The sequence below is a fragment of the Sphingomonas sp. Leaf37 genome, assembly GCF_920939475.1.
GTDB lineage: Bacteria > Pseudomonadota > Alphaproteobacteria > Sphingomonadales > Sphingomonadaceae > Sphingomonas.
Genome location: NZ_CAKLAX010000016.1, coordinates 1 through 638, shown reverse-complemented (window position 1 = coordinate 638; position 638 = coordinate 1). Strand labels below are relative to the sequence as shown.

2 tRNA genes are annotated in these 638 nt (G+C 57.7%); both read left to right on the top strand.

Annotated features, from left to right (window positions below):
- Positions 1-246 precede the first annotated feature (246 nt).
- Positions 247-323 (top strand) — tRNA-Ile (locus LRA87_RS18330).
- A gap of 12 nt (positions 324-335) precedes the next feature.
- A tRNA-Ala gene (locus tag LRA87_RS18325) sits at positions 336-411 on the top strand.
- Positions 412-638: the final 227 nt, after the last annotated feature.

Genomic DNA, 638 nt, shown 5'->3' with positions numbered 1-638 from the left:
GAACCTGCGGCTGGATCACCTCCTTTCTAAGGATATCGGCGGAAAGCGCTTTGAGCTTCGTGCTCGGAGAAGAGCTTCCTCCATTCCAAAGAACATACTAGCCGCCGTCCTCATGTCCCTTCATCCTAGGTTAGTCCGCGAGACGAAATAGCGTCAGCTATTTTGCACGCGGACAAGCTCGGCCAGCGCGGCTGAGCTGCGCCATAAGGCGCGGCTTTGCCGCGACTGACGGCGCAGCGTGTGTGCGGGCCGGTAGCTCAGGTGGTTAGAGCGCACGCCTGATAAGCGTGAGGTCGTAGGTTCAACTCCTACTCGGCCCACCATCGCAGGCGCATGGGGCCTTAGCTCAGCTGGGAGAGCGGTTGCTTTGCAAGCATCAGGTCATCGGTTCGATCCCGATAGGCTCCACCATTTCGCAGCTGCGTAGCAGCAAAGACGGTCAGTTCTGCATAGCGCGCTATCAGCGCAGCTTGCACAACGGCCGGCGTGCGGCGCCACAAGCTACAAACCTAGAGATGAAGACACCAGTTCCGGCGTAGCGATACGCCGGTTTATGGGAGGCAAGCCTCCCTCTTTGACATTGTGAATGGGTTCTTAAAATCGATGCCGTGATGGTGTTGGTTTGGACAAACGAAGCG